The sequence below is a fragment of the Actinomadura sp. 6N118 genome, assembly GCF_044326415.1.
GTDB lineage: Bacteria > Actinomycetota > Actinomycetes > Streptosporangiales > Streptosporangiaceae > Spirillospora.
This window is the reverse complement of the sequence record NZ_JBIRAZ010000023.1, coordinates 172649-197315: the sequence shown is the minus strand read 5'-3', so window position 1 is coordinate 197315 and position 24667 is coordinate 172649. Positions and strand designations below refer to the sequence as shown.

General features: G+C 69.7%; 23 protein-coding genes. 20 read left to right on the top strand and 3 right to left on the bottom strand.

The genetic code is table 11. The annotated features are described in order from the left end of the window. The coding region (locus ACH34W_RS43605) for a hypothetical protein (RefSeq protein WP_395967094.1) at positions 1-577 on the top strand (577 nt) is incomplete at its 5' end. Between the two features lie 159 nt (positions 578-736). Then, on the top strand, positions 737-1909 hold the full coding sequence (locus ACH34W_RS43600) for an NlpC/P60 family protein (RefSeq protein WP_395967093.1): 1173 nt from the start codon (positions 737-739) through the stop codon (positions 1907-1909). 270 nt (positions 1910-2179) lie between these two features. Here the strand turns inward: ACH34W_RS43600 and ACH34W_RS43595 are convergent, their stop codons facing one another. Continuing rightward, a complete protein-coding gene (locus ACH34W_RS43595; protein ID WP_395967092.1) occupies positions 2180-2680 on the bottom strand; it encodes an inorganic diphosphatase in 501 nt (166 codons plus the stop codon). Positions 2681-2791: 111 nt separating this feature from the next. Here ACH34W_RS43595 and dacB point away from each other — a divergent pair, with 111 nt between their 5' ends. From dacB to ACH34W_RS43540, 11 genes are all read left to right on the top strand, one after another. Further along, positions 2792-4276, top strand: coding sequence for a D-alanyl-D-alanine carboxypeptidase/D-alanyl-D-alanine-endopeptidase (dacB, locus tag ACH34W_RS43590; protein ID WP_395967091.1), 1485 nt, complete (start codon positions 2792-2794; stop codon positions 4274-4276). 144 nt (positions 4277-4420) lie between these two features. Next, the gene (locus ACH34W_RS43585) at positions 4421-5533 is read left to right on the top strand and encodes a zinc-dependent metalloprotease (RefSeq protein ID WP_395967103.1); all 1113 of its coding nucleotides are present in this window, start codon (positions 4421-4423) and stop codon (positions 5531-5533) included. Positions 5534-5639: 106 nt separating this feature from the next. Further along, positions 5640-6740 carry a tRNA lysidine(34) synthetase TilS gene (gene tilS / locus ACH34W_RS43580; RefSeq protein ID WP_395967090.1) on the top strand — a complete coding sequence of 367 codons (1101 nt, stop codon included), beginning with the start codon at positions 5640-5642 and terminating at the stop codon, positions 6738-6740. Between the two features lie 80 nt (positions 6741-6820). Further along, positions 6821-7384, top strand: coding sequence for a hypoxanthine phosphoribosyltransferase (hpt, locus tag ACH34W_RS43575; protein WP_395967089.1), 564 nt, complete (start codon positions 6821-6823; stop codon positions 7382-7384). Between the two features lie 253 nt (positions 7385-7637). Next, positions 7638-9641, top strand: coding sequence for an ATP-dependent zinc metalloprotease FtsH (gene ftsH / locus ACH34W_RS43570; protein ID WP_395967088.1), 2004 nt, complete (start codon positions 7638-7640; stop codon positions 9639-9641). A gap of 5 nt (positions 9642-9646) precedes the next feature. After that, on the top strand, positions 9647-10258 hold the full coding sequence (folE, locus tag ACH34W_RS43565; protein ID WP_395967087.1) for a GTP cyclohydrolase I FolE: 612 nt from the start codon (positions 9647-9649) through the stop codon (positions 10256-10258). Positions 10259-10378: 120 nt separating this feature from the next. Continuing rightward, positions 10379-11251 (top strand): dihydropteroate synthase, encoded by an 873-nt coding sequence (gene folP, locus ACH34W_RS43560; protein WP_395967086.1) that lies wholly within the window; start codon positions 10379-10381, stop codon positions 11249-11251. Then, complete coding sequence (locus ACH34W_RS43555; protein ID WP_395967085.1) at positions 11248-11679, top strand: nuclear transport factor 2 family protein; 432 nt, start codon at positions 11248-11250, stop codon at positions 11677-11679. The genes folP and ACH34W_RS43555 overlap by 4 nt, the downstream gene beginning before the upstream one ends. Beyond that, on the top strand, positions 11676-12041 hold the full coding sequence (gene folB / locus ACH34W_RS43550; protein ID WP_395967084.1) for a dihydroneopterin aldolase: 366 nt from the start codon (positions 11676-11678) through the stop codon (positions 12039-12041). Before ACH34W_RS43555 ends, folB begins: the two co-directional genes overlap by 4 nt. Next, entirely contained in the window at positions 12038-12631 is a 594-nt protein-coding gene (folK, locus tag ACH34W_RS43545; protein ID WP_395967083.1) for a 2-amino-4-hydroxy-6-hydroxymethyldihydropteridine diphosphokinase, read from the top strand. Before folB ends, folK begins: the two co-directional genes overlap by 4 nt. After that, on the top strand, positions 12628-13101 hold the full coding sequence (locus ACH34W_RS43540; protein ID WP_395967082.1) for a DUF3180 domain-containing protein: 474 nt from the start codon (positions 12628-12630) through the stop codon (positions 13099-13101). The genes folK and ACH34W_RS43540 overlap by 4 nt, the downstream gene beginning before the upstream one ends. A 36-nt stretch (positions 13102-13137) precedes the next feature. On the opposite strand, the gene ACH34W_RS43535 is transcribed toward ACH34W_RS43540, so the two are convergent. Continuing rightward, positions 13138-14295 (bottom strand): NADH-quinone oxidoreductase subunit D, encoded by a 1158-nt coding sequence (locus ACH34W_RS43535; RefSeq protein WP_395967081.1) that lies wholly within the window; start codon positions 14293-14295, stop codon positions 13138-13140. A gap of 102 nt (positions 14296-14397) precedes the next feature. Between ACH34W_RS43535 and ACH34W_RS43530 the strand changes: the two genes are divergently transcribed. The 3 genes from ACH34W_RS43530 (at position 14398) to ACH34W_RS43520 (ending at position 17834) form a co-directional block, all read left to right on the top strand. Continuing rightward, positions 14398-15009 (top strand): PH domain-containing protein, encoded by a 612-nt coding sequence (locus tag ACH34W_RS43530; RefSeq protein WP_395967080.1) that lies wholly within the window; start codon positions 14398-14400, stop codon positions 15007-15009. A 251-nt stretch (positions 15010-15260) separates the two neighbouring features. After that, on the top strand, positions 15261-16577 hold the full coding sequence (locus tag ACH34W_RS43525; RefSeq protein WP_395967079.1) for a PH domain-containing protein: 1317 nt from the start codon (positions 15261-15263) through the stop codon (positions 16575-16577). Between the two features lie 48 nt (positions 16578-16625). Continuing rightward, entirely contained in the window at positions 16626-17834 is a 1209-nt protein-coding gene (locus ACH34W_RS43520; RefSeq protein WP_395967078.1) for a cytochrome P450, read from the top strand. Positions 17835-17924: 90 nt separating this feature from the next. Here ACH34W_RS43520 and ACH34W_RS43515 read toward each other — a convergent pair whose 3' ends face one another. Then, positions 17925-18938, bottom strand: a complete 1014-nt coding sequence (locus ACH34W_RS43515) for an SAM-dependent methyltransferase (protein ID WP_395967077.1) — start codon at positions 18936-18938, stop codon at positions 17925-17927. Positions 18939-19059: 121 nt separating this feature from the next. Between ACH34W_RS43515 and ACH34W_RS43510 the strand changes: the two genes are divergently transcribed. The 4 genes from ACH34W_RS43510 (at position 19060) to ACH34W_RS43495 (ending at position 24422) form a co-directional block, all read left to right on the top strand. Next, entirely contained in the window at positions 19060-20226 is a 1167-nt protein-coding gene (locus ACH34W_RS43510; RefSeq protein WP_395967076.1) for a sensor histidine kinase, read from the top strand. Between the two features lie 68 nt (positions 20227-20294). Next, positions 20295-20969 (top strand): response regulator, encoded by a 675-nt coding sequence (locus tag ACH34W_RS43505; RefSeq protein WP_395967102.1) that lies wholly within the window; start codon positions 20295-20297, stop codon positions 20967-20969. 154 nt (positions 20970-21123) lie between these two features. Then, positions 21124-21894, top strand: a complete 771-nt coding sequence (locus ACH34W_RS43500; protein ID WP_395967075.1) for an ABC transporter ATP-binding protein — start codon at positions 21124-21126, stop codon at positions 21892-21894. 5 nt (positions 21895-21899) lie between these two features. Next, complete coding sequence (locus ACH34W_RS43495) at positions 21900-24422, top strand: ABC transporter permease (RefSeq protein ID WP_395967074.1); 2523 nt, start codon at positions 21900-21902, stop codon at positions 24420-24422. Positions 24423-24667 lie beyond the last annotated feature (245 nt).

The following is a 24667-nucleotide window of genomic DNA, read 5'->3' as shown; positions in this document are numbered from 1 at the left end:
CCCACCGGCCGCCACCCCACCGGCCGCCACCCCACCGGCCGCCACCCCACCGGCCGCCACCCCACCGGCCGCTACCCCATCGGCCGCCGCCGCTACGAGGGGCCGCGCTTTGGGGGCTGTGGCGGTTTGGGAGGGGGACCTGGGGTGGTTGCTGGACTCTCGTCGGCTGGGAGGCGGACGGCGCGAACGGATGTATGCGGCGGCGGATCGGCTGCCGGTGGAGGTGCGAGAACTGGTCGTGGCCAACTGGACGTGGGCGCTGGGGACTCCGCATGGGGGCCAGGCGACCGCCGCGTATCTGGCGGGCGGCGCCTATCCGGATGACGGCTACTCAGCGGCGCGCGCGACCGTGGCATTGCTGCGGTTGTGGGAGCGGCGGTCCGAGTACCGGACTGCGATGGCGGCCGCATGGGCGGCGACGCGCACGCCCGCGGACTGGTGCAAGGCAGCCGAGTTGCGGGCTGCCTATGGCGCGGCGGTGCCGATCTTCAGCTACCCGCGGGTGCCGTTGCCGCGAACGACCGTGCGTCCGTGGATCGTCCGGCTGCTGGGTGTGCAGAAAGATCACTTCGGGTAATCACCCTTGCGACCTCTGTGACGGGAGTTCGTTCGTGGTGCCCGGATCAACTACTCTCTGTCACAGATCACTTTCACAAGGTGATTCACGGCAGGGGGGACCGTGTTTCCGTCACCGAGCACAGCACAGCTGCGTTTGATGGCCGTGTCGTCCGGGATCGTGTTGACGGTCGCAGGGCTGCACGTACCGGCCGTCCACGCGAAGCCCGCGCCGAGTGCGCGCGACGTCCGTGAGAGCCGGCGTGAGGTCGACGAACGGGCCAAGGACCTCGGTCGCACCAAGGCGATGCTCGCCCAGGCCAACGCCGGGCTTGAGCGGCTTGCTGTGGCGGCGGCCGTGGCGGTTGAACGTTACAACGGCGAGGTCGTCAAGCTGCAGCAGGCTGCGCAAGCGTATGCCGACGCCCAGGCTCGGCTTACGCAGGCCAACGGGCATCTGGCGGTGGTTCAGGCGGAGATGGCGACGTTCGCCGCCGAGGCTTACCAGGCCGACACCGGCTATAACCCGTGGTCCGCGGCGGTGGCGGGAAGGGGTGGCCCGCAGGGCTTCATGGACCGCGCCGGGATGATGGAGATGCTGGCGCGCAAACGTACCGCCACCGTTCAGAAGGTCGAGGCGGCAAGGAACGTCGCCGACGTGTTCCGCAGGCAGTCGCAGCTCGCCCTCAACGAGCAGAACGCGGCGACGCGGCGGGCGGAGGCCGCGCGGAAGGCCGCGGTCACAGCAGTGGAGCGGCAACGGGCCGCAGTCGGCCGGATCGGTGCTGAGAAGCGGCGTCTGGAGCAGCGCCTCAGCGCCGCCGAGCAACGTACCGCGCACCTGCAGAGGGCGCGTGCGGCCGCGTTGGCCAAAGCGGAGGCAGGGCGTGTGCGGCTGGCCTACGGCGGTTCGGGACGTTCGGCGATCGCGCTGGCGCGGGGGTCGGGCCGAGGCTCAGTGGCCGTACGGGCGGCGCTCAAATGGCTCGGCACGCCGTACTCGTGGGGCGGCGGAAACTCCCGGGGTCCCAGCTACGGCATCGCCCACGGTGCGGGCATCTTCGGCTTCGACTGCTCTGGGCTGGCGCTGTACGCGTGGAGCAAGGCAGGCGTCCGGCTCGACCACTGGACGGGCACGCAGTGGACGTCAGGCCCGCACATACCGCTCAACAGGCTGCGGTCCGGTGACCTGGTGTTCTTCGCGAACAACACCTCGAACCCCGACACCATCCACCACGTCGGCATCTACATCGGCCAAGGACGCATGGTCGAGGCGCCCTACACCGGCGCCCGGGTGCGCATCTCCACCATCCATCGCCACGGCCTCATCGGCGCGACGCGCCCAGCGGGCTGAGGTGACGCGCCCTGCGGGCTGAAGGTGACGCGCCCTGCGGGCTGAAGGTGACGCGCCCTGCGGGCTGAAGGTGACGCGCCCTGCGGGCTGAAGGTGACGCGCCCTGCGGGCTGAAGGTGCGCTCAGCGGGCCGTAAGTGACGTGCCCAGCGGGCTGGATGGTCTCCGGAGAGCGGAACGCTTCCGTACGAGTCTCTCGTACGGAAGCGTTCCGATGTCCTGGCTCGAACGGCGGCGCGGGGAGCAAACCGGCACCGTCCAGCGCGACTAGTTAGTGCCCGCCTTGCGCGACCCTCTCCGCCTGGCGCTTGATGGAGCGCTCGATCTCGATCTCGGCCTCGACACGCCCGACCCAGTTGGCGCCCTCGACGGACTTGCCGGGCTCGAGGTCCTTGTAGACCTCGAAGAAGTGCTGGATCTCCAGGCGGTCGAACTCCGGGACGTGGTGGATGTCCCGCAGGTGCTCGCTGCGCGGGTCGGTCGCCGGGACGCACAGGACCTTGTCGTCACCGCCGGCCTCGTCGGTCATCCGGAACATGCCGACGGCGCGGCACTTGATGAGACACCCCGGAAACGTCGGCTCCTGGAGGATGACCAGCGCGTCGAGCGGGTCGCCGTCCTCGCCGAGCGTGTCCTCGACGAACCCGTAGTCGGCCGGGTACTGCGTGGACGTGAAGAGCATGCGGTCCAGCCGGATGCGGCCGGTCTCGTGGTCCACCTCGTACTTGTTCCGGCTGCCCCTCGGGATCTCAATGACGACGTCGAATTCCAAGATGTCCTCCGCTCCCCGCGTGTTCGCAGTGTCTAGGCTTTCGGGAGCCCGTGCGGCCGCAGGCGGCCCTCACAGGGTGGGTGTTCCCATATATAAGGATGTCGCACGTTGATGAGTGCTGAGTGGGAGAGGGGCGGTTACGTGCGCGGAAGGGCCCTCACCCTCGCAATGATCACGCTGTCCCTTCTTAATGTCTTCACACTCGGCGCGGGCATCGCAGTGGCGAAACTCACACCTGATCGGCGGCTTTCCCCCTGGCCGCCGACGGTGGCGGGTCGTGAGGTCGTGCTGGCCGCGGCCGGGCAGCCGGGCGTGGACCGGGCCGCCCGCGTCCCGGACGCAGGCGTCCTGGCCACCCGCCTGAACGCCCTGATCGGCGGCCCCGGCGAGAAGATCAACGCCGTGGTGATCGACGCGACGACCCGCCGCATCCTGTTCCAGCAGCGTGCCGACCGTCCCGCCACCCCGGCCTCCACCACGAAGCTGGTGACCTCGGTGGCCGCGCTGGCCGCACTGGGCCCCACGCACCGGATCACCACACAGGCGGTCAAGGGCGGCACCGGTGACAGCGTGGTCCTGGTCGGAGGCGGGGATCCTACCGTGACCGCGCGCCCCTCCACGTCATCTTCGAGCACGTCACCTTTGAGCACGTCATCTCCGGGCACGTCATCTTCCGGCACTTCACCTTCCGGGCCGGGAGACCCGGCGTTCGCCTCGTTCACCGATCTGGCCCGGCAGACCGCGACGACACTCAAAGCGGCTGGCGTACGGCGCGTGCGGGTGGATTTCGATGTCTCGGCCTACCAGGGCCCTCGCGCGGCTGCCAGTTGGAAGCCCAATTATCTCCCGGACGGCGAGGTCGCCCCTGTTTCCGCGTTGACGGTGGACGAGGGGCGCCTGGCTCCCGGTAACCCGGAGCAGAACACCCGCGCCGGAGACCCGCCCCGAGCCGCCGCCGCCACGTTCGCCACGCTGCTAAGCCGGCACGGGGTGAAGACCACGGCCGGACGGCAGACGCGGGCGCCCGCCGGGGGCCAGCGCCTGGGGGCCGTTCAATCGCCCACCCTTGCCGAATTCGTTGAGTACCTGATGACGCACAGCGACAACGATGTGGCCGAAGCCGTGCTGCGCCAGGTGGCGGTCAAGCTAGGCCAGCCCGTCACGTTCGCCGGTGGAGCACAGGCCGTACGAGAAATCCTGGGCGCCTTGGGCGTCGCCGATGGAGTGCTGACCAACGACGGCAGCGGTCTCTCGCCGCGCAATCAGATCACGCCGCTCGCCCTCGCCCGGATCGCCGCGCTCGCCGCGTCCCCCGAACGCCCTGAGCTGCGAGCCGTGGTCACCGGAATGCCGGTCGCGGGCTTCTCCGGCACTCTCGGACCACCCCGCTACAGGGTCCCTGGCAGCCAGGCCGGAGCCGGGATGGTCCGAGCCAAGACCGGAACCCTCTCCGGAGTCAGCACCCTTGCCGGCGTCGCCTACGACGCCGACGGACGCCTGCTGGCCTTCGCCTTCATGGCCGGCGACGGCCGCGGCCCCGTCGATCCCGGCAAGCTGGACCGGCTGGCCGGCGCCCTCGCCGCCTGCGGCTGCTGACCTCGGGGCCAGCTGGCGGCCCAACTGGGGCAAGTGTGGGAAAAGGCCCTGCGGGAGATAACCAAAACGGTTGTTCGTTGAACCTGTGTGCAGGGGCGCCCGGGCGCCGTGTCGAAACGTACGGTGGGATGTATGAGCGCCTCAATGATCGACTGGAACGTGGCCGTCCAGACGGGGACCCGGCTTGTCCGGCCGGGCCCGCAGGTCAGCCACGAAGCGGCCCGCCAGGTCGTCGATGAGCTCCGCGAGCTGTCCGGGCTCGCGCAGGGGCACGTCCTCGACTTCACGGGCATCCAGGGAGAGCAGGATCCAGCACCGGCCACGATCGTGGACCGTCCGGGCTGGATCCGGGCCAATGTGGACGGCTTCAAGGTGGTGCTCGAACCGCTCATGGAGCAGATGCAGGAGCGGCGTGGCACTGGTCTGCTCAGCGGCGGAGCGGGTGGCGTGATGGTCCAGGCCGTCGGCTCCCGGGTGACCGGGATGCAGGTCGGCGGCATCCTCGCGTACATGGCGAGCCGCGTGCTGGGACAGTACGAGCTGTTCCTGCCGCCGGATCCGTCCGGGCGCGCGCCGACCGGCCGGCTCACTCTCGTCGCACCCAACATCGTCCACGTTGAGCAGGAGCTCGGCGTGGACCCGCGCGACTTCCGGCTGTGGGTGTGCCTCCACGAGGAGACGCACCGCACGCAGTTCACGGGCGTGCCGTGGCTGCGTGAGTACGTGCAGGACCAGATGACCAAGTTCCTGCTCGCCTCCGACCTCGACCCCGGCGCGATGCTGGACCGGATCCGGGACGCGGCCGAGGCGGTCGCCGACGCCGTCCGCGGCGGCGACTCCACTCTGATCGACGCGATCCAGTCGCCCGAGCAGCGCGAGATCCTGGACCGGCTCACCGCCGTCATGACCCTCGTCGAGGGGCACGGCGACTACGTGATGGACGCCGTCGGTCCCGAGGTCGTGCCGTCGGTGCAGCAGATCCGTGCCCGCTTCCAGGGACGGCGTGACGGCGGCTCACGGATGGACAAGACGATCCGCCGCGTCCTCGGGATCGATCTCAAGATGAAGCAGTACGCGGAAGGTTCACGATTCGTTCATCGCGTCGTCGCCGAGGTCGGAATGGACGGCTTCAACAAGATCTGGCAGTCCCCGGAGACGCTGCCGACGCACGACGAGATCAAGGAACCGAGCGACTGGATGAACCGGGTCGTCGGTCCCCGCGAGCTCGACGCCCCGCCGGAGGTCAGCGAGGCCTGATCCCCTCACCCCGGCGTGTTCGACGGACGTGCCTCGTGTCATGTCGGCGGCACGTGGTTTCGTTGACCTGCGGCGCCCTCGCCGCAGGTTGACGAGAGGGGAGCTCATGGGGCCCGATCCGGCCGTCGCGGCGGTACGGGTGGCGGTCCGGCAGGCGCTTGACGCTGTGACGCCGGGCGCCCTGGTGCTGGTGGCCTGCAGCGGTGGCGTCGACTCGCTGGCGCTGGCGGCGGCGCTCGCCTTCGAGGCCCCGCGCAACGGCCGTCGCGCTGGAGGGGTGACGATCGACCACGGCCTGCAGGAAGGCTCGGACGAACGCGCTGCACGCCTCGTGCGGACCATGGCCGACCTCGGGCTCGACCCCGCCGGATCGGTCGCTGTGACCGTCGGCCAGGAGGGCGGCCCGGAGAACGCCGCACGCGAGGCGAGGTACGCGGCCTTGGACAGGTCCGCGGCCCGGCTGGGCAAGGCCGCGGTCCTCCTCGGGCACACCCGTGACGACCAGGCGGAGACCGTCCTTCTCGGCCTGGCGCGGGGCTCCGGTGCTCGTTCCCTGGCAGGAATGCCCCCCGCGTTCGAACGGCCGTCAGGGGCCCGCTATCTGCGGCCTCTACTGGAGATCGAACGCGCCACCACGCGCCGGGCCTGCGAGGTTTTGGGTCTCGAACCGTGGGACGACCCCCACAACGAAGACCCGTCCTTCAAGCGCGTTCGCGTACGGAACGAGGCGCTGCCCGTACTGGAAAAGACCCTCGGCCCAGGGGTGACCGACGCCCTGGCACGCACAGCCCGCATGCTCCGCGACGACGCAGATGCCCTAGAAGCCCTGGCCAAACGCGCCTATCAAGACCTCCTGACGACGGATCAGACAACTCAGACCACAAAGGCCTCTCAGAGCTCTCAGATCTCTCTGGCCTCTCAAAGCTCTCAGGCCTCAGTCGAGCTGCTGGCGGAGGAGGGACTGCCGGTGGAGGGGCTCGCGGAGTTGCCTCGGGCGGTGCGGACCCGGGTATTGCGGATGGCGGCGGTCGAGGCGGGCAGCCCACCGGGTACGCTCGCGGCCGTCCACGTTGATGCAGTGGATCGGCTGGTCACAGCCTGGCACGGACAGCAGCACGTCGACCTTCCGGCGGGCATACGGGCATTTCGCCGGTATGGGAAGCTGCTGTTTGGGACAGGACTCCCGCCGCGCCGCGTCCAGCAGTAGGTGCTGTGGCCTGCGTGCGAACGGAGCCGTGCCGTGTGCGCGCTGCCACGCAGCGCATTCGTCTCCAAGAGGGTGGGGTTGTGGACGAGAAGGATCTGGGCGCTGACCTGGCGAAGGTGCTCATCCCCGAGGACCAGTTGCAGGCCAAGGTGCGCGAGCTGGCGGTGCAGATCGACGCCGACTACGCCGGCAAGGATCTCCTGCTGGTGGGCGTGCTCAAGGGCGCCGTCATGATCATGGCTGATCTGGCGCGGGCGTTGCACGCGCCCGCCTCCATGGACTGGATGGCGGTGTCCTCGTACGGCTCGGGCACCAAGTCGTCCGGCGTGGTGCGGATCCTCAAGGACCTGGACACCGACATCCTGAACCGGCACGTCCTCATCGTCGAGGACATCATCGACTCGGGGCTGACGCTGTCCTGGCTGGTCAGCAACCTGCGTTCGCGCGGGCCGGCGTCGCTGGAGATCTGTGCGCTGCTGCGCAAGCCGGAAGCGGTCAAAACAGAGATTGGCTGCAAGTACCTTGGATTCGACATTCCGAACGAGTTTGTGGTCGGTTACGGGCTGGACTACGCCGAGAAATACCGGAACCTGCCGTTCGTCGGGACCCTTGCGCCACACGTGTACGGCGGCGACGGGGCCTGACCGGGAACAAGGCGCCTGCGCGGATCGTTGCAAGGGACGTTGAAGGGTATATCGAACGGATCAGGGATCGGCGCTGGCTGCGTCCCCTGTGCTGCCGGTGTACCTTCGGTATCCCGGGCCTCGGCCAGGGACACTGCTTGACGAAGGCCGCCCCGGATGGCGATGGGCCCCGATATGACGGGTCTGACGTGCTCGGAGCCGGTTCACAGACGTTGGTCAGGAGGGACGGGCCCCGGAAGGGGTGACCGGATAAATGGACGTGAAGCGCTACTTTCGCGGGCCGCTGCTGTGGATCCTGCTGTTCGGCCTCTTGATCGCCCTCGTGATGTGGGGGATCAACCCCGGCCGTTCGTACGAGAAGACCGACACTTCCAAAGTGGTCTCAGAGATCCAGAGCGGACAGGTGAAGTCCGCCAAGATCATCGACAAGGACCAGCGGATCGAGGTCACCCTCAAGGACGGCAAGCAACAGCAGGCCTCCTGGGTCGACGGCCAGGGCATCGAGCTCCAGCGCGCGCTGCAACAGCAGGCGCAGGCCGGGAGCCTTTCGGGTGGCTACAACGTCGAGGTTCCCAAGCAGAGCTTCTTCTTGAACCTGCTGTTCAGCCTGTTGCCCATCGTGGTGATCGTGCTGATCTTCCTGTTCATCATGAACCAGATGCAGGGCGGCGGCTCTCGCGTGATGAACTTCGGCAAGTCCAAGGCGAAGTTGATCACCAAGGACACGCCGAAGACCACCTTCGCCGATGTCGCGGGCGCGGACGAGGCCTTGGAGGAGCTGGAGGAGATCAAGGACTTCCTCCAGAACCCGGCCAAGTTCCAGTCCATCGGCGCCAAGATCCCCAAGGGCGTGCTGCTCTACGGCCCGCCCGGTACCGGTAAGACCCTGCTGGCGCGTGCCGTCGCGGGCGAGGCCGGCGTGCCGTTCTACTCGATCTCCGGTTCGGACTTCGTCGAGATGTTCGTCGGTGTCGGCGCGTCCCGCGTTCGCGACCTGTTCGAGCAGGCCAAGGCCAACGCCCCCTCGATCATCTTCATCGACGAGATCGACGCCGTCGGCCGGCACCGCGGTGCCGGGCTCGGCGGCGGCCACGACGAGCGCGAGCAGACCCTCAACCAGCTGCTCGTCGAGATGGACGGCTTCGACGTCAAGGGCGGCGTGATCCTGATCGCCGCGACCAACCGGCCCGACATCCTCGACCCGGCGCTGCTGCGCCCGGGCCGTTTCGACCGGCAGGTCACGGTCGACCGGCCCGACCTGGAGGGCCGTAAGGGCATCCTCCGGGTGCACGGCCGCGGCAAGCCGTTCGCCCCGGACGTCGATCTCGACGTGATCGCGCGCCGCACGCCGGGCTTCACCGGCGCCGACCTGGCCAACGTGATCAACGAGGCGGCACTGCTCACCGCGCGCTTCGACCGCAAGCTGATCGACATGGACACCCTTGAGGAGTCCATCGACCGCGTGATGGCCGGGCCGGAGCGCAAGTCCCGCGTCATGTCCGAGAAGGAAAAGAAGATCATCGCCTACCACGAGGGCGGGCACGCTCTGGTGGCGCACGCGCTGCCGAACGCCGACCCCGTGCACAAGGTGACGATCCTGCCGCGCGGCCGGGCCCTGGGCTACACCATGACCCTGCCGATGGAAGACAAGTTCCTTACCACGCGCTCGGAGATGAACGACCAGCTGGCCATGCTGCTGGGCGGCCGTACCGCTGAGGAGCTCGTCTTCCACGAGCCCACCACGGGCGCGGCCAACGACATCGAGAAGGCGACCTCGATCGCCCGCAACATGGTCACCGAGTACGGCATGAGCGAGCGCCTCGGCGCCCGCAAGTTCGGCACCGGCGCGGGCGAGGTCTTCCTCGGCCGTGACATGGGCCACGAGCGGGACTACTCCGAGGACATCGCCTCCGCGATCGACGACGAGGTCCGCCGCTACATCGAGGGCGCCCACGACACCGCCTGGGAGATCCTGGTCGAATACCGGGACGTCCTGGACGACCTCGTGGTCAACCTGATGGAGAAGGAGACGCTCTCCAAGGACCAGGTTCTGGAGATCTTCGCTCCGATCCAGAAGCGGCCGCTCCAGAAGTCCTACACCGGTTACGGCAAGCGCCTACCGTCGGACCGCCCGCCGGTGCTGACGCCCAAGGAGCTCGCCCTGATGGGTCCGCAGGACGTCGCCGACCTGACCAAGGGCAACGGCCAGGCCGCCGGAGACCCGGAGCCGGCCATCGATCCGGCGCCTGAGAGCTGACCGAATTGGCATTTCCGTACGACGAGGACGAGGCCCTGGGGGATCTTCCCCCGGGCTTCGACCCCGCCCGGATCGAAAAGGCCGTCCGCGAGATCCTGCACGCCATCGGCGAGGACCCCGACCGCGACGGCCTGCGTGACACTCCGGCCCGCGTCGCCCGCGCGTACGCCGAGCAGTTCGCCGGCCTCCACCAGAAGCCCGAAGACGTCCTCAACAAGGTCTTCGAGGCCGACCACGACGAGATGGTCCTGGTCAAGGACATCGAGGTCTACTCAGTCTGCGAACATCACCTCGTCCCCTTCCATGGTGTCGCGCACGTGGGCTACACGCCCAACGAGAGCGGCCAGATCACCGGGCTCTCCAAGCTGGCGCGCCTGGTCGACGTCTTCGCCCGCCGCCCCCAGGTCCAGGAACGCCTGACCAGCCAGGTGGCTGACGCCCTCATGCGCATCCTGGAGCCCCGCGGCGTCATCGTCGTGATCGAGGCTGAGCACCTCTGCATGACCATGCGCGGCGTCCGCAAGCCAGGCGCCAAGACCGTCACCTCCGCCGTACGAGGCGACTTCCGCGAACACGCCGAAACCCGCGCCGAGGCCATGGGCCTCATCATGGGCTAGCGTCCGCCTCAGCATTTTGGGGTGGCGTCGGGTGGCGTCCGCCACAGCATCATGGGTAGCGTCCGCCACAGCCGGGCCGTGGCGCTTTGCGCATCTGGATCAAGGCATAGGGTTGATGGCATGACCACTGCCGGTGTGCCTGGGCTCCCTACGACAGGGCGATGCCTTGTCATGGGCGTGGTCAATGTGACGCCGGACTCGTTCTCCGATGGTGGGGCCTGGTTCGATCCGGACAAGGCGATCCGGCATGGGATCGACCTAGTCGCCGAGGGCGCCGATGTGGTGGACGTGGGGGGTGAGTCCACCCGGCCGGGGGCCCAGCGGGTTTCCCAGGATGAGGAGCTGCGCCGGGTCGTGCCCGTCATCGAGGCGCTGAGCGCCGAGGGCGTGCCGGTCAGCGTCGACACCATGCGGGCCGAGGTGGCCGAGGCCGCGGTGGCCGCGGGGGCCCGGCTCGTCAACGACGTCAGCGGCGGGCTCGCCGACCCTGACATGGCGCGGGTGGTCGCCGCGACGGGCGTACCGTACGTGGTCATGCACTGGCGCGGGCACAGCCACGACATGCAGACGCGCGCCGTCTACGACGATGTCGTGCGCGAGGTGCGGGACGAGCTGCTCGGGCGGGTGGACGCGATCCTGGGAGCCGGGGTCGATCCGTCGATGATCGTGCTCGATCCGGGGCTCGGCTTCGCCAAGAGCGCTGAGGCGGGGCACAACTGGCAGCTCATCGCCCGGCTGGACGCGCTGCTGGACACCGGTTATCCGGTGCTCGTGGGGGCCTCCCGCAAGCGGTTCCTGGGGCGGCTGCTCGCCGCCGAGGACGGGACGCCGCGTTCGTTCACCGACTGCGACGACGCCACCGTGGCGATCACGTCGCTGGTCGCCGCCGCGGGCGCGTGGTGCGTCCGCGTCCATCGCGTACGGCCCAACGCGGACGCCGTGCGCGTCGCGGCGGCCGTGCGCGCCGCATCCGACGGGAGCCCCCAGCAGTGAGCCCAGCCGATCTGGTCGCCGCCCTTGAGGAGGCGAACGCGGAGTTCTACGCGGCGTTCGAGGCCGGAGATCTCGACCGGATGGCGGCGCTGTGGGCGGACGGCTCGTACGCGCCCGCCGTGACCTGCGTGCACCCCGGCTGGCCCATGTTGCGCGGCCGGGACGAGGTGCTGCGATCCTGGGCGTTGATCATGGCGAATACGAGCTATATCCAGTTTGTTCTGACCAACGTGGAGGCAGATATCCACGGGGACCAGGCCGTCGTGACCTGTTCGGAGAACATCCTCACCGCCGACGAGGACACCGAGGCCGGTTTCCTTGCCGGTGGGGAGGTCGTGGCGACCAACATCTTCGTCCGCTCGGACGGGGCGTGGCGCCTGCTGCTCCACCACGGATCACCCATCCTCAACACCGCAGAGGAAGAATGATTCTCGACCGGATCGAACTGCGCGGCCTGCGGGCCCGGGGGCGGCATGGCTGCCTGCCGGCCGAGCGTGAACTCGGCCAGGAGTTCGTGGTCGACGTCGAACTGGGCCTCGACACCCGCCCGGCCGCCGCCGGTGATGATCTATCCCGTACCGTCGACTACGGATCGCTCGCCGGCCGCCTGGTCGCCGTCGTCGAAGGGGAACCCGTGAACCTCATCGAGACACTGGCCGACCGGCTGGCAGGGATCTGCCTCGCAGAGGCCCCTGTGGCGGAGGTCGAGGTCACCGTCCACAAGCCGAGCGCCCCCGTGCCGCACCCCTTCACGGACGTGGCCGTGAAGATCAGGAGGAGTCGCCCATGACCGCGTCCGACCCCATCCACACCCCTGAACGCACCGCGACCGGTGGCCACATGCTGGTCCAGCACCGTGTCGTGTTCTCTCTCGGCAGCAACCTCGGTGACCGCCTGGACAACATCCAGGAGGCCGTCGACGCGTTGTTCGACGCTCCCGGCCTGACGTTCGTGGCGCTGTCGCCGGTGTACGAGACCACCCCGTACGCGCCGCCCGGGGTCACGATCCCCGAGCAGGGCGACTACCTCAACATCGTGCTGGTGGCCGACACTCGGCTCCCACCGGAGAACCTCCTCGAACGCGTCCTCAACATCGAGAACTCGATGCAGCGAGTACGCGAGGTCCGCTGGGGCCCGCGCACGCTCGACATCGACATCGTCACGTTCGGCAACGTCACCATGGACGACCCGGACCTCACCCTGCCGCACCCACGCGCGCACGAGCGGGCGTTCGTCCTCGTGCCGTGGGCGGACATCGAGCCGGACGTCCTCCTCCCGGGGCACGGGCGGGTCGGCGACCTGGCCGATGCCCGCCAGGCGGAGGGAGGCCCCTCGGTCGTGCGCCGTCGTGACGATCTGACGCTGCAACCGCCTGCATGAAGCCCACGCGCGTCCCGTTCCTCGCCGGCCTGGTGATCATCATCACGTTGATCACCTGGGCGGTGCTGCGCACCGCCTACGTGTCCCTGCCGCCGCTGCCGTGGACCGCCGTGCCGACGCTGCTCCTGGTGGCGCTCGGCGAGGCGGTCACCGGCGTCAACACGCTGCGCCGGATCCGCCGCAAGCCCGGCACCAAGCCGGTCGAGCCGCTCGTCGTGGCCCGCATGGCCGCGCTCGGCAAGGCGACGGCGCTCGCCGCGGGCGTCCTGGCGGGCGTCTTCGCCGGGTTCGCCCTGAGCCTGACCGACGCCCTGGACAAGCCGACTCCGAGGCATGACTTCTTCGTGAGCGGCGGCACGTTCCTGGCCGCCCTGGTGCTGGTGGGCGCCGCGTTCTTCCTGGAATACGCCTGCCGGGTCCCCAAGGACCCTGACGCAGAAGACCAGGACCGCGGCGCCTCCCGCGCCTGAGAAGAGGAGGGTCTCATGCCGTCCGGGGGCGATCGGCTATTTGTCGATGTCGCCTACGACGAAGAACATTGAGCCGAGGATGGCGATCATGTCGGCTACGAGGGTGCCGGGGAGCAACTCCGACAGGACCTGGATGTTGTTGAACGAGGCGGAGCGCAGCTTCATGCGCCAGGGGGTCTTCTCGCCGTGTGACACCAGGTAGTAGCCGTTGATGCCGAGGGGATTCTCGGTCCAGGCGTAGGTGTGGCCCTCCGGGACTTTGAGGACCTTCGGCAGGCGCTGGTTGATCGGGCCGGGGGGAAGGTCGCCTAGGTGGTCCAGGCAGGCGTCGGCCAGGTCTAGGGACGCGTACACCTGGTCGAGCAGGCACTCGAAACGGGCCAGGCAGTCGCCCTCGGCGCGGGTGACCACCCGGACGTCGAGGTCGCCGTAGGCCAGGTACGGCTCGTCCCGGCGCAGGTCGAAGTCCACTCCGGAGGCACGGGCGATCGGGCCGGACACCCCGTACTGCAGGATCTGTTCCTCGGAAAGGACGCCCACGCCGCGGGTGCGGGCGCGGAAGATCTCGTTTCCCATGATCAGGTCGGAGATGTCGCTCATCCGGGAGCGGACGTCGGTGACGGCTTCGCGGGCGCGGTGCGTCCATCCCGCGGGGAGGTCCTCCTTGAGGCCGCCGACCCGGTTGAACATGTAGTGCATGCGGCCGCCGGAGATCTCCTCCATCACGCGCTGGAGGTGCTCGCGCTCCCGGAACGCGTAGAAGATCGGTGTGATCGCGCCCACTTCGAGCGGGTACGAGCCGAGGAACATCAGGTGGTTGAGCACCCGGTTGAGCTCGGCGAGGAGGGTGCGCGCCCAGGTCGCGCGGTCGGGCACCTCCATGCCCAGCATGCGTTCGACCGCCAGCACCACGCCGAGCTCGTTGGAGAACGCCGACAGCCAGTCATGCCGGTTGGCCAGCACGATGATCTGGCGGAAGTCGCGCACCTCGAAGAGCTTCTCGGCGCCCCGGTGCATGTAGCCGATGATCGGCTCGGCCGACGAGATGCGTTCGCCGTCCAGGGTCAGCCTCAGCCGGAGCACGCCGTGCGTGGACGGGTGCTGGGGCCCGATGTTGAGGGTCATGTCCTCGGTGGCGAGCTCCTTGGCCCCTGCTCCGATGCCGACGATCCGTTCAGTCCGCTCAGTGGTCATGGGCTGCGTCACCGCCTTCGCCTGTCCGGCTGCTCACGCTTGACATCGTGCCATGGACAAAGGCTCGCGGTATTCAGCCGGTTTCGGGTTGACTATGCAGTGATGAATCCGACCCATGATGAGCAACCGCCCTTTTCTGGACCGGGTGGCGGTGGCCAGGCCCAGTACGGCGGTACGCCCCAGACGCAGCCACCTGCGTCCGCGCAGGCGCCGCACTATCCGGCCGACCAGGCGTTCGAGCCCGGGGGTGGCTTGGCATGGGCGCAGATTTCCAGACGTTTCACCTGGCACCGGCGGGTCAGCGCGCTGCTCTGGGCCGTGCCGATAGGGCTCATCGGCGGTTTCCTCATGTCTCGGAGCGGCGGCGCGCTGGGAGCGCTCCTCTGGGGTGTGGCCGTGCTGCTCTCGGTGGGGCTCGCGTGGATCGTGGCCGAGCTGGCCTACCGCTCGTGGGGGTACGCGGAACGGGCGGATGACCTGATCCTGTCGCACGGGGTGTTCGTCAAGCGGCTCATCGTCGTCCCGTACGGGCGGATGCAGTTCGTGGACGTGACCGCGGGCCTGCTGGAGCAGTGGATGGGCGTCGCGACCGTCCGCATGCACACCGCCGCGGCCGCCACGGACGCCGTGATTCCCGGGCTGCCCGCGACCGAGGCCGCCATGCTGCGCGATCGTCTCGCCCAGAAGGGCGAGGAACGGAGCATGGGACTTTGACTGGCCCCTACGGGCCGCCTCCAGACGGATACGGCCCCCACCACCCACGCCCGCCCGTAGGGCCGCAAGGGCCTTACGGGCCAGGGCGACCTGGCCCGTACGGTCCATACGGCTCTCCAGGGCCGCAGGGGCCGCCCGGACGTCCGGGGCCGCCCTACGGTCCTCCTCGGCCGCCTGGGCCCGCAGGGCCGCCGTACGGGCCGCCGGGCCATGGCCCTCCCGGGATGTACGGCCCGCAGTCGAGGCCGCCCGTGCGCTTCTCCGAGGGTGTGCATCGCCTCCACTGGGCGACCGCCCCGCTGCGCGCGTTCATCATCTTGATCATTTACTTTGTGCTGCTGGGCTTCCCGCTGCTGCTGACCAGGACCGAGAGCGGCGCCGCGCTGGTGCTCAGCCCCGAGGTGCTCGGCCGGTTCCTGGTCGTGTCGGTGCCGATGGCGGCGATCGCCGTGGCCGCCGGGCTCTGGGGCTGGCTGGGCACGCGCTTCTGGATCACCGGCGACGATCTGGTCGTGGAGACCGGGATGTTGCGCAAGCGCAAGCGCCAGGTCCCGCTGTCGCGCATCCAGGCCATCGACCTGGTCCGGCCGCTGGTGACGCGGGTCTTCTCGCTCGCCGAGGTACGGGTGGAACTGGCGGGCGGTGAGAAGAGCGAGATCGTCCTCCGCTATCTGGGCAAGAACGCGGCGCACCAGCTTCGGGCCGAGCTTCTCGCCTTGGCCGCCGGACTCCCCAGCCACACGCCCGAGGCACCCGAACGCCCGCTCTGGCGGGTGGGCTTCGGTACGCTCCTCGGCTCGCTGCTGTTCCGGCTGCCGGTGATCGGGACGGCGATCCTCTTCGTCTTCTCGCTGGTCTTCCTGCTGGTGTACGCGGAGCTGGGCATGCTCGCGGTCGCGATTCCGGCGCTGCTCGGGCTGATCCGTGCCGTGATGGCGCCTCTGGTGATGTACGCGAACTTCACCGTGGCGATGTCCCCCGATGGCGTACGGCTTCGCTACGGGCTCCTGGAGACCCGCATGCAGACGGTCCCGCCGGGCCGTGTGCAGGCCATCAGCCTCGTGGAGCCGTCACTCTGGCGCGCGGCGGGGTGGGCGCGACTGGAGGTCACGGTCGCCGGTTACGCGGGGGAGCGGCAGGCGCTGTCCTCGGTGCTCCTCCCCGTGGCCCCGCGCCATATCGCCCTCCACCTCGTCTCCCAGGTCTTCCCCGGCACCAACGTGGACGCCGTGGCCCTCCTGCCGTCGTCCTCGAAGGCCGTCTCGCTGGACAAGGCGGACGGCGCGGGCACCGACGACGTGGTGTTCGTGTCCCGCCACGGCTGGCCCTGCCGCCGTACGGACGTGATCGCCCACGCCCGGGCACAGAGCGTCCGCCTCACCGCCAACCTCGTGCAGCGCATGCTGGGCCTGGCCACGGTGCACGTGGACGCCCCGCCCGGCCCCGTCCACGTGGCCGCCGCCGACCGCGACCTCGGCGAGGCCCGCGCGATCGTCGAATCCACGGCGCGTCGTGCCCAGGCCGCCCGCCGCGCGGACGGCGATCCGGGCCGGTGGGCCACCCGCTGACCACGCCGGAGGTGCGATCCGGTGGCCGGTCGGGCGTATTGTCCGGTCATGAGCGATGTGGCCTATGACCCGTGGTCGCCCGGCTTCGTGGCCGACCCCTACCCGGTGTTCGAACGGCTCCGGATGGAGCAGCCGGTCTTCTTCCACGAGCCGACCGGCCAGTGGGTGATCACCCGGTACGAGGACGTGAACGCGCTGCTGCGTGACCGGCGTCTGGGCCGGACGTACCTGCACGTGAGCGGCCACGAGGAGTTCGGGCGTGAGCCGGAGGCGGAGTTCCTCAAGCCGTTCTGGGACCTTGTGCGCGCCGGGATGCTGGACGTCGAGCCGCCCACGCACACCCGGCTGCGGCGCCTGGTGTCCAAGGCGTTCACCGCCCGCATGGTCGAGGGCCTGCGGCCGATGGTGCGCCGCCTCGCCGAGGAGTTGGCCGGGGCGTTCGTCGCCAAGGGCGGTGGCGACCTGCTGGCCGACGTCGCCGAGCCGCTGCCGGTGAACGTGATCGCGGAGATGCTGGGTGTGCCCGTCGCCGACCGCCACCTGTTGCGGCCCTGGTCCGCCGACATCTGCGGGATGTACGAGCTGAACCCGTCCGAGGAGACCCAGCGGGCCGCCGTCCGCGCGGCCATGGAGTTCTCCGACTACCTGCGGGAGCTGGCGCGTACCCGCGCGGCGAATCCGCAGGACGACCTGATCAGCGCGCTCGCGCAGGTCGTGGACGAGGGCGACCGGCTGGCCGAGGACGAGCTCATCGGCACCTGCGTCCTTCTCCTGAACGCGGGCCACGAGGCGACCGTCAACACGACCGGCAACGGCTGGTGGTCGCTGTTCCGCAACCCCGGCGAGCTGGACCGGGTGCGCGCCGACCGGTCGCTGATCCCGACGGCGGTCGAGGAGCTGATGCGGTACGACACGTCAGCGCCGATGTTCGAGCGCTGGGTCCTGGAGGATATTGAGGTGGCTGGGGTGGACATCCCGCGCGGCAGCGAGGTCGCCCTCCAGTTCGCCTCCGCCAACCGCGACCCCGAGGTCTTCACCGACCCGGACCGGTTCGATGCGGGCCGCGATCCCAACCCGCACATCACGTTCGGCCTCGGCATCCACTACTGCCTGGGCGCGCCGCTGGCCCGCATCGAGTTGAACGAGTCGTTCGGTGCCCTGCTGCGGCTCGCCCCGGATCTGAAGCTCGTCAGCGAACCCAAGTGGAGACCCGGCTTCGTCCTGCGCGGCCTGGAATCCCTGCACGTCGAACCCTGACCGCGAGGCCCTGCTCGGCGGCTCGGCTCGGTGGCTTGGGCTCGGCTCGGCGGCTCGTTCGGGCGATCAGACCGAGCTTGGAACAGCCGATCAGACCGGGCTGGGAACGGGGGACAGGATGCTGGGGACGGGGATGCCCACGGACTGGGCCAACCAGCCGAACCCGCCCAGGCCGCCCGGATCGATGAGTTCGGCATCTTCGCCGGCGGCGCACAGCGCCCTGACGTAACCGCGGGGGTCGCGGTGAGCGAGGTCGATCGGCGGGCGGGCACCCGACAGGCCCAGCGAACGGAGCGCATCGCGCTGAGTCGTGAGGAGCGTGTCCGAGACCCCGGCTCGTTCTCCGGAGGCACAGCAGGCGTCGAGGGCCACGTGGGCGGTGACGTCGCAGGAGCCGTCCGGCACGGCGGGCACGGTCGCGCCGTCGCGGTAGCCGGTGAGCGTGCCGTACGGCGGACGGGACTCGCGGGTGTGGGAGTAGTCCACGGCGACCGCCAGCCCGCCGGCCAGGCGTTCGATGACCGATGACCAGGCCACGCAGCGCGGGTGCCCGAGCTCGGCGCGATCACCGGGCTCGCGCAGCGGCCACCAGCGGGCCATCCAGTCGAGGTCTTCGGGGGAGGGCTCGGGACCGGTCCGTTCGGCTCCGGTGGCGGGGTCGACGAGCACCAGGCGCGGGCCGTCCGGGGTCTCCTCCACCACGTCGAGCGCGATGTTGTCCAGCCATTCGTTCGCGATCACGAGCCCGTTGATCTCCGGCGGGAGCTCGTTCCGCCATGTGATCCGCTCCGGCACCTCGGGCGGGCGCGGGGCGATCTCCACGGCGGTGGGCACGAGGCGTTCGGCCAGCCCCGGCTCGGCGGCGCGGAGGAGGTTGATCAGTAGCTCGGCGCGGCCGGCGCCCATGTCGACGAGGTCGAGCCGGGCAGGGTGGCCGAGCGCGGCGTCCACCTCGGCCAAGAGGCGGCCGAGGGCCGCCGCAAAACGGGCCGAGGCGTGCACCGAGGTGCGGAAATGCTCCCCGGGGCGCTCACGCCGGTAGAACCCGTCCGTTCCGTATAGCGCACGCTCCATCGCGGTGCGCCAGGTCACCCAGACCGCCACCCCTGCGACGTTACCGCGCCGCCCCTCATCCGACTGCCGGTCTCGATGGCATCCCAGAGTCGTAGGCGCGTCCGACCTCCGGTTGATACAGCACTGAGCTCGGCAAACGTACGCTGAACGCATGCTCGGCAGACTCTGGGATTGGTGGCGCAGCAAGAAGCTGCTGGTGGACGCGGCGTTCATGGCGCCACTGCTTCTGATGTCCGCCCTGACGAGCTGGAGCGGGGCGGATCTCAGCCCGGAAGCGTCCATCGCCTTGACCCTGGCCCTCTGCCTTCCGCTGGTCCTGCGCCGGACCTACCCGCGCGCGGTCTTCACCGTGGTGGCGTTGGTGTCGTTCTTCCAGTGTGTGGCGGACGTCCTTCCTCTGCCCGGGAACATCGCCGTTCTCATGGGCATCTACACACTCGCCGCCGACCAGCCACGGATCTGGGGCCTCGCCGCGGCGGCCGTGGGCGAGCTGGGCGCGGCGATGGCGGCGCTGCGCTACACGAGCGGCCGCGACGACATCAAAACGACGTTCATCACGCTCTCCATCCTGGTGTGGAGCGTGTGGATCCTCGGCACCTACATCAGCACGCGCCGCGCCTACACGCGTTCGGTCGAGGAACGCGCCGAACGGCTGGAGAAGGAACGCGATCAGGAGGTCCAGATGGCCATGGCCGCCGAACGGGCCCGGATCGCGCGCGAGCTGCACGACGTGGTGGCGCACAACGTCAGCGTCATCGTGGTCCAGGCGGACGGCGCCTCGTACGCCATCGAGACCGACACCGCCCGCGCCAAGGAGGCGCTGGAGACGATCTCCGCCACCGGGCGCCAGGCGCTGGCCGAGATGCGGCGCCTGCTGGGCGTGTTGCGCGAGGGCGACGATGCGGGGTCGTACGCGCCGCAACCCGGCGTCGGCCAGCTGGGCGATCTGGTGGAACAAGTCCGCACGTCGGGTCTGCCTCTCGACTTCGAGGTGACGGGCACGCCGCGCGACATGTCGGAGGGCCGCCAGTTGACGATCTTCCGGATCGTGCAGGAGGGGCTGACCAACACCCTCAAGCACGCCGGCCCGAAAGCCGCCGCACGGGTGCGGCTGCACTACGGTGACGAGGCGGTCGAGGTGCGGATCACCGACGACGGCCGCGGCGCCGCGGCCGCGAACGACGGCCGGGGGCACGGCCTGGCGGGCATGCGGGAACGCGCCGCGGTCTACGGAGGCACCGTCGAGGCGGGAGCCCGCCTGGGCGGGGGCTTCGAGGTGATCGCCCGGATCCCCGTCCGCGAGGAGGTACCGGCGTGACCGAGCGTGACCGATGACGACAGGACTGGACGGATGGAGACGCCATGGGACCGGATGGGGAGCACGGCTTGATCCGGGTGTTGCTGGTCGATGACCAGGAGCTCGTGCGGGCGGGCTTCAAGATGGTGCTCGACGCCCAGCCGGACGTGGAGGTCGTCGGCCAGGCGGGGGACGGGGTGCAGGCCCTGGAGCTGCTGCGGACGGCCCAGGCGGACGTCGTGCTCATGGATGTCCGGATGCCGCGGATGGACGGGATCGAGGCGACCCGGCGGATCACGGCGAACGTCGGTCCGGACGGCCCGAAGGTCATCATCCTGACCACGTTCGACCTCGACGAGTACGCGTTCGCGGCCATCAAGGCGGGCGCGGGCGGCTTCCTGCTCAAGGACGCCGGCCCCGCGCAGCTGATCGAGGCGATCCGGGCGGTGCACTCTGGCGACGCCGTGGTGGCGCCCAGCACGACGAAACGGCTGCTCGACAGGTTCGCGCTGCACCTGCCCGACAAGGAGCAACAAGCGACGGGCGCGCTGGACACGCTGACCGAGCGGGAGTCCGAGGTGCTGCACCTGGTCGCCCGCGGGCTGTCGAACGCCGAGATCGCCGATCGCCTGTACGTCTCCGAGGCGACCGTCAAGACGCACATGGGCCGGATCCTGATGAAACTCGGGCTGCGGGACCGCGTCCAGGCCGTGGTCTTCGCATACGAGTCAGGCCTGGTCAAACGGGGCCGTACCGACGGGTAGCTCAAGAGTGGGACGGATTCGTACGTCTCAGGTCGTACGGGAGCCCGCGGGCCAGCCGAAGTGCTGACCTGAAGCGTGGACGCATGGTCGATGGCGGCGGGAACGCCGATCCCTAGCGTGGATCACGACGCCAGAGATCCATGAAGGAGACGCTGTGACCAGCACGTACGCCAGTCCGCCCGCGGGAGGGCCCGCCACCGCCACACCCGCCGTCGTGGCCACCGAGGTGAGCAAGGTGTACGGCACGGGTGACGCCGCCGTGCACGCGCTGCGCGGGGTCAGCGTGGGGTTCGCCAAGGGCGCGTTCACCGCCATCATGGGGCCGTCGGGGTCCGGCAAGTCCACGCTCATGCACTGCCTGGCCGGGCTGGACACCGTCAGCGGCGGCAGGGTCATGCTGGGCGACTCCGAGGTCACCGGGCTCAACGACAAGCAGCTCACGTTGCTGCGCCGGGAGCGCATCGGCTTCGTCTTCCAGGCGTTCAACCTGCTGCCCACGCTGACCGCCGAGCAGAACATCCTGCTGCCGCTGGAGCTGTCGGGGCGCAAGCTGCACAAGCAGTGGTTCGACCAGGTCATCGAGGTCGTCGGCCTGCGCGACCGGCTGGGGCACCGTCCGAACGAGCTGTCCGGCGGCCAGCAGCAGCGGGTCGCGTGCGCCCGCGCCCTGGTCTCGCAGCCCGAGGTGATCTTCGCGGACGAGCCCACCGGCAACCTGGACTCCCGTTCGAGCGCCGAGGTGCTGAGCTTCCTGCGTTCGTCCGTCCGCGAGATGGGCCAGACGATCGTCATGGTCACGCACGACCCGGGCGCCGCCTCGTACGCCGACCGCGTGGTCTTCCTGCGCGACGGCCTGATCGTCAGCGAGATCTTCCAGCCGACACCGGACACCGTGCTCGACCGCCTCAAGAGCCTCGAGGGCTGAGCACGATGCTGAAGACCACACTCGCGGGCCTGCGTGCCCACAAGCTGCGGCTGCTCCTCACCGGGCTGGCCATCACCCTGGGCGTCGGTTTCATCGCCGGCACGTTCGTCCTCACGGACTCGATGGAGAAGGGAATCGACAAGAAGTTCGCCAAGTCGGCCGAAAAGGTCGATGTCGCGGTACTGCCCAAGAATTCGTCGGGGCCGGCGGGGCCGGCGGGGTCGGAGCTCCCCGCCGCGCTGCTGGACAAGATCCGGGCCCTGCCCGGCGTGACCGAGGCGCAGGGCGCGGTCCGCGGGGACGCGCCGCTGGTCGGCAAGGACGGCAAGGTGGTCGGCGACATGCCGACGGTCGGGCTCTCGGTGCCGGGCGGGCGGCTGCAGCGGTACGAGCTCGACAAGGGCCGGGTGCCGGCCGGGCCGAACGAGGCCGTCGTGGACACCAAGACCGCCGAACGGGAGGGCTTCACGGTCGGCCAGCCGATCACGGTGCTGGACGGGAAGCGCACGCCGCACCGGTTCACGCTGGTCGGGATCGCCGACTTCGGCATCGACCCGGACGCGGGCTACCTGGGCGCTGTGGGCTTCGATCCCGCCACCGCGATGCGGATGACGGGCAGCAAGGCGTATGAGGAGATCGATGTCGCGGGCGGGAGCGTGGACGCCGTCGCCGGTGCCGTCGGCGGTTCGTACGACGTCCTGACCGGCGCGCAGCTCGGCGACCGGCTGGCCAAGAGCGCCGGCGCCGACATGAAGGTCATCCGGAACGGACTGCTCATCTTCGGGCTGGTGTCGCTGGTGGTGTCGGCGCTGGTCATCTACAACACGTTCTCGATCCTGATCGCCCAGCGGATGCGGGAGATGGCGCTGCTGCGCTGTGTCGGGGCCACCCGGCGGCAGATCTTCGCCAGCGTGCTGACCGAGTCCGCGGTCGTCGGGCTCGTCGGCTCGGTCACCGGCCTGATCGCCGGGCTGGGACTGGGCGGCGGGGCGCTGGCGCTGTTCAACGCGCTGGGCGCGGGCATCCCGACGGCCGCGGTCACATTGGCGCCGCGGACGATCCTGGTGGGTCTGCTGGTCGGCGTCGTCGTCACCGTGATCTCCGCGCTGTTGCCGGCCCGCGCCGCCACCCGCATCGCGCCCATCGCGGCGCTGCGCACCGACCTGGAGCCGGGCAGCGGACGGTTCCGGCTGGGCTGGCTCCGGACCGTGCTAACTGTGATCTTGGGGCTCGGCGGACTGGGACTGGGGGTGCTTGGCGCACTGGTCATGGCGAAGGGCGAGGCCGCGATGTTCACGGTCGCGCTGTCGGGCGGCCTGGTCTTCCTCGCGGTGATCACACTGATGCCGGCGCTCGTCCGCCCACTGGGCCGGCTGGCCGGGGCGATCCCGGCGCGGCTCGGCGGTGTGCCGGGCCGGCTCGCGGTGGAGAACGCACGTCGCTCGCCGCGCCGTACCGCCACCACGACCGTCGCGCTGACGATCGGCGTCGGCCTGATGAGCCTGTTCGCGGTGGTCGCCGCCAGTGGCAAGGCCACCACCGACGCCCAGTTGGACAAGCAGTTCCCGGTGGACTACCAGCTGGCGACGCAGTTCAGCGGCGATGACGCAGGCGAGGAGCCGGTGCCGCGGGCTCTGACCGGAGTCCTGCGCAACGTGCCGCAGGTGGCCAGCGTCACCGAGTTGCGAACGCAGGAGACGCTGGTCGGGGGGACGGAGGAGCGCGTCGGCAGCGTCACGCCCTCGTCGCTCGGCACGGTGGTCAAGCCGGAGTTCGCCACCGGGTCGCTGGCGGACCTGCGGCCGGGAACGGTCGCCGTGGACGAGAGTACCGCGAAGGATCGCGGCCTGCGGGACGGGCAGACGGTGCAGGTCAAGACCCGGCAGGGGAACGTCCCGTTGAAGGTGATCGGCACCTTCGGCACCGACGCGCCCGTCACGCCCTTCCTGCTGACCCAGGCGGACTTCGACCGGTACTTCCCCGGGAAGGCTCCGCAAATGATCTTCGTCAACGCCAAGGAGGGGGCCGCCGGCGAGGGTGCGCGTACCGCCGTGGAGAACGCCGCCCAGCCGTACCCGACCGTGAAGGTGTCCTCGTCGGCCGAGCTGCGGGAGCAGTTCTCCAAGGCCATCGACATGGTTCTGATGATCTTTGGCGGGCTGCTCGGGCTGGCGATCATCATCGCGTTGTTCGGCATCGCCAACACGCTCACGCTCTCGGTGGTGGAACGGACCCGCGAGTCGGCGCTCCTGCGCGCCCTCGGCATCACCAAACGCCAACTGCGCCGGATGCTGTCGGTCGAGGCCTTCGTGATGGCCGTGATGGGCGCGTTCACCGGAGTGGTCCTAGGCGTCGGGTTCGGCTGGGCCGCGACGACCGCGATGGCCGCGAGTGCGGTCTTCGCCCTGCCCTGGCTGCAGGTGATCGGGTTCATGGTCCTCGCGGGGCTGGCCGGGATGGTCGCCGCCGTCCTCCCGGCCCGCCGCGCGGCCAAGGCCTCGATCGTGGAGTCCCTCGCCCACGACTGACCCGCGGAACTGGCAACGGTTGACCCGCGGAACTGGCAACGGTTGACCCGCGGACTGGCGACGGTGGGGCGGAGCCCGGACAGGGCTCCACCCCACCGTTTCGTCATGGGAGCCGAGATCGGGCGTGACGGTTGGTAGTCAAACGCTCGCTCATTTGCCAGGGTGGTCCGGTGATGTGCCGTCCTCGGACTCGCGGGTACGCTGGTCGCGCACGTCCGGTACCTAGCTGAGGACTGGAACGACGA

What these genes read in the sequence shown, in the direction of transcription:
- dacB (WP_395967091.1), top strand. Translation starts at nt 2,792, where the DNA reads ATGAGTGCTGAGTGGGAGAGGGGCGGTTACGTGCGCGGAAGGGCCCTC.
- ACH34W_RS43585 (WP_395967103.1), top strand. Translation starts at nt 4,421, where the DNA reads ATGATCGACTGGAACGTGGCCGTCCAGACGGGGACCCGGCTTGTCCGG.
- tilS (WP_395967090.1), top strand. Translation starts at nt 5,640, where the DNA reads ATGGGGCCCGATCCGGCCGTCGCGGCGGTACGGGTGGCGGTCCGGCAG.
- ftsH (WP_395967088.1), top strand. Translation starts at nt 7,638, where the DNA reads ATGGACGTGAAGCGCTACTTTCGCGGGCCGCTGCTGTGGATCCTGCTG.
- folP (WP_395967086.1), top strand. Translation starts at nt 10,379, where the DNA reads ATGACCACTGCCGGTGTGCCTGGGCTCCCTACGACAGGGCGATGCCTT.
- folB (WP_395967084.1), top strand. Translation starts at nt 11,676, where the DNA reads ATGATTCTCGACCGGATCGAACTGCGCGGCCTGCGGGCCCGGGGGCGG.
- folK (WP_395967083.1), top strand. Translation starts at nt 12,038, where the DNA reads ATGACCGCGTCCGACCCCATCCACACCCCTGAACGCACCGCGACCGGT.
- ACH34W_RS43540 (WP_395967082.1), top strand. Translation starts at nt 12,628, where the DNA reads ATGAAGCCCACGCGCGTCCCGTTCCTCGCCGGCCTGGTGATCATCATC.
- ACH34W_RS43535 (WP_395967081.1), bottom strand. Translation starts at nt 14,295, where the DNA reads ATGACCACTGAGCGGACTGAACGGATCGTCGGCATCGGAGCAGGGGCC.
- ACH34W_RS43530 (WP_395967080.1), top strand. Translation starts at nt 14,398, where the DNA reads ATGAATCCGACCCATGATGAGCAACCGCCCTTTTCTGGACCGGGTGGC.
- ACH34W_RS43520 (WP_395967078.1), top strand. Translation starts at nt 16,626, where the DNA reads ATGAGCGATGTGGCCTATGACCCGTGGTCGCCCGGCTTCGTGGCCGAC.
- ACH34W_RS43510 (WP_395967076.1), top strand. Translation starts at nt 19,060, where the DNA reads ATGCTCGGCAGACTCTGGGATTGGTGGCGCAGCAAGAAGCTGCTGGTG.
- ACH34W_RS43495 (WP_395967074.1), top strand. Translation starts at nt 21,900, where the DNA reads ATGCTGAAGACCACACTCGCGGGCCTGCGTGCCCACAAGCTGCGGCTG.